General features: G+C 45.5%; 5 protein-coding genes. 3 read left to right on the forward strand and 2 right to left on the reverse strand.

What is annotated here, in order from left to right:
- The first annotated feature begins 252 nt into the window (after positions 1-252).
- A complete protein-coding gene (locus NDA03_RS27725) occupies positions 253-840 on the forward strand; it encodes a ParA family protein (protein WP_348239812.1) in 588 nt (195 codons plus the stop codon).
- On the forward strand, positions 837-1,184 hold the full coding sequence (locus NDA03_RS27730) for a hypothetical protein (RefSeq protein ID WP_348239813.1): 348 nt from the start codon (positions 837-839) through the stop codon (positions 1,182-1,184). Before NDA03_RS27725 ends, NDA03_RS27730 begins: the two co-directional genes overlap by 4 nt.
- A 179-nt stretch (positions 1,185-1,363) precedes the next feature.
- Here the strand turns inward: NDA03_RS27730 and NDA03_RS27735 are convergent, their stop codons facing one another.
- Together NDA03_RS27735 and NDA03_RS27740 are read right to left on the reverse strand one after the other, a co-directional pair.
- Positions 1,364-1,945 carry a TIGR00730 family Rossman fold protein gene (locus NDA03_RS27735; RefSeq protein WP_348239814.1) on the reverse strand — a complete coding sequence of 194 codons (582 nt, stop codon included), beginning with the start codon at positions 1,943-1,945 and terminating at the stop codon, positions 1,364-1,366.
- A gap of 463 nt (positions 1,946-2,408) precedes the next feature.
- Entirely contained in the window at positions 2,409-2,660 is a 252-nt protein-coding gene (locus NDA03_RS27740; RefSeq protein ID WP_348239816.1) for a hypothetical protein, read from the reverse strand.
- Between NDA03_RS27740 and NDA03_RS27745 the strand changes: the two genes are divergently transcribed.
- A partial coding sequence (locus tag NDA03_RS27745; RefSeq protein WP_348239817.1) for a hypothetical protein occupies positions 2,649-2,871 on the forward strand: 223 nt, incomplete at its 3' end. The genes NDA03_RS27740 and NDA03_RS27745 overlap by 12 nt on opposite strands.

The raw sequence follows: 2,871 nt of genomic DNA on the forward strand, positions 1-2,871 counted from the left end.
CTCATTCTAACTCCACCTAAAACAGCATTTGGTTGGACGAATCCAACAACAGTGAAACGCTAATGAATCCGTTAGCCGCTGGTAGTAACTCCACCGAAAAGAGTCCTTTTCGGCGAAGTCTGGATTCCCTGATTCTGGCATACTTGAAGGAAAATGAATATTTGAAAATATGTAATTTTGCATACGCATAATACTGCTATTTCAGTGGAACATCCTTTCAGGTAGGCTTATAGAAGCACTTCTGAAAACATCATGATTATTGCGATCGCATCCTTAAAGGGTGGTTGCTCAAAAACTACTACGGCTATTCATTTAGCGGCTTACCTTCAAACCAAAGCGCCTACCTTGCTCATTGATGCAGATAAAAATCGCTCAGCGCTGACTTGGGCACGACCTGAAAAACTACCTTTCAAAGTCGTCTCGGAAACAGCGGCACCAAAATATATTAAAGACTATACGCACATTGTTATTGACACACAAGCTCGACCCTCTCCAGAAGATTTTGAAGAATTAGCCGATGGATGCGACCTGCTCGTACTCCCGACGACTCCGCGCGGATTGGATTTAGATGCCCTGGCACAGACAGTCGAAGTTTTGCAGTCGATGAGCGCTAAATTCAAAATCTTGCTGACCCAGATTCCAGCACGCTCTGCTGCCGCGAAAGATGCTCGACAATCTTTAGAAGATTTAAAGCTGCCAATATTCAAAGCTGAAATCAAAAGATTAGTTGCCTTTGAGCGATCGCCCCTACTCGGTGTCACAGTTAAAGATTATCCCGACCCACGAGCTTTAGACGGTTGGAAAGGATATGTAGCAATGGGTAAGGAGATATTGAAGTGAGTCCGAAAAAAGATGACAAACCTTCTATGTTCAAATCCCTGCTTAACCAAGCTCGTAGCAAGGATGAGCAACCAGAAGAAGAAATTCCAATACAACCAGCTCCAATAGAACAACCACCGGAAGTGGTTGAACCCCGGAAAGTTGGACGACCAAGAGGGCGACGTAGTAACCCTGACTTTACCCAAATATCTGCACTAATTCCATACGATCTACTACTAGAAGTCCAAACTGAACTGCTGAAAGAGAAGAAGGAAAAGAGGCAGCGCCAAGGTGAATTAAATTTAAGTAGTTTGATAGAAGCTTTGCTCAATGAATGGCTAAGCAAGAGGAAGAAAGAGGATTGACTTGAGTTAGTTCGATAGTTGGGGCAGTCACCTGGATTAAGTCCTGGCTGCTATATCTTTACTCCACAGTCAAACGAAAGTCCATACCTTTTTGAGAGTAGTTGATATCACTCCCCTACCCCCCCATCCCCAGGAAGTGGTTAGTTACTTTTGCTGTCACTGCACTAGTGCCTTCTGGGTCAAGTCTCGTTACGACCAATCCACTTATCGATTAAGAGCGGTTGATATCCGGCCAATATATCAAGCAGCAGCATCGGTTCCTGCTCTTTCAGCACAAGCGAACGGTGCTGAGGACGCAAAAACGCTTCGCCAACCGCGTGATCGAAGAACGCAATCAGGCGATCATAATAACCCTCGATATTCAGCAGACCGCATGGCTTTTGGTGTATGCCGAGTTGTGCCCAAGTCAGCACCTCACAAAATTCCTCAAACGTTCCATAGCCTCCTGGTAGCGCCACAAACGCATCCGACAGTTCTGCCATTAAAGCTTTGCGCTCGTGCATTGAACCAACAACTCGCAGATCGGTTAGACCCCTATGAGCAATTTCCTTGTCCACTAAGGCTTTAGGAATCACACCAATGACCTCACCTCCTGCTGCTAGTGCCGCATCGGCAACTATTCCCATTAATCCAACATTTCCACCACCGTAGACTAGACTAATTCCTCGGAGTGCTAGCGCTTCACCCATTTGCTGGGCTGCCTCCGCGTAGGCGGGTCGTAAGCCTTTGTTGGAACCGCAAAAAATGCATACGCTTTTCATCCCGATTGCTACCCCAATTCCTAATAAACCTTACCAAAACATTTGGTGTGACATCGTGCCTTGCGTAACACCAAATTCTCTTATTCCAGACACTTGAGTACTTCACCCAGATGACTCACCTGAATGGGTGATTTTTAGACTTCAGCCAGTTATCAAAACTTTCTTCTGATTCCAGAGCAATCTAGTCCAAAGCAAAATTGGTCAGGCAGTTGCTGAAGAGCAAGTTTCGCCCAAAAACTTTGAGAAGTTCAAACACGAGGATTAAGGTAAAACCCCGAAGAAGTTGGAAAGGCACTACCCGAATGTAGTAGACGTGGAACAGTGTGTACAAGAAGTGCAATATAACCAATGAAACAAAGGGGAAAAACAATGACACAAACAATGAGTAGTCGAAGTGATAGTTTTACCATTGCAACTCCTAATGCAGAATTTAGAGAAGAGTAAGTGCCAATTGGCACTCTTGCTATTGCGTCGCTGAAAAGTAAGTACCAATTGGTATGGGAAAAGTGCGCTGCCAAAGTATAGGGTTAGAGATCGCTCCAAAGATGGTGAAGACCAACTTGCCGCCGCTAGTTGCAGTTCGCAAGCGATCGCATTCTTGATTCTGATGACGATACTCTCGCATCAACCGATAACTAGACGTGCCCAACTGCATTAAGTTAAAACAGCGATCGCATCCTTGCACTTTTCTCCCAAAATAACTGTGCGTTTCCAAATCAGACTCCTTAGCGCGATCGCTCTTTTGACAACTGCTGCAACACCGTTCGCGCCTAATTTTCCAGCGCTATTTCCTACAACACAGGCGTTAGCGCGAACCCCAGATGCTCGGAAAGCGGAAGCTGAGCGATTGTTGGATCAAGGGATTGAGCAGTTTCAGATCAGCCAATTTGAGGCAGCATTACAATCTTGGCAGCAGGCACTAAGTC

It is taken from the genome of Trichocoleus sp. Lan (assembly GCF_039961855.1).
GTDB lineage: Bacteria > Cyanobacteriota > Cyanobacteriia > Cyanobacteriales > FACHB-T130 > FACHB-T130.

Excerpts from the sequence above, each read along its gene's own strand:
- NDA03_RS27725 (WP_348239812.1), top strand. The coding sequence starts at position 253 with ATGATTATTGCGATCGCATCCTTAAAGGGTGGTTGCTCAAAAACTACT.
- NDA03_RS27735 (WP_348239814.1), bottom strand. The coding sequence starts at position 1,945 with ATGAAAAGCGTATGCATTTTTTGCGGTTCCAACAAAGGCTTACGACCC.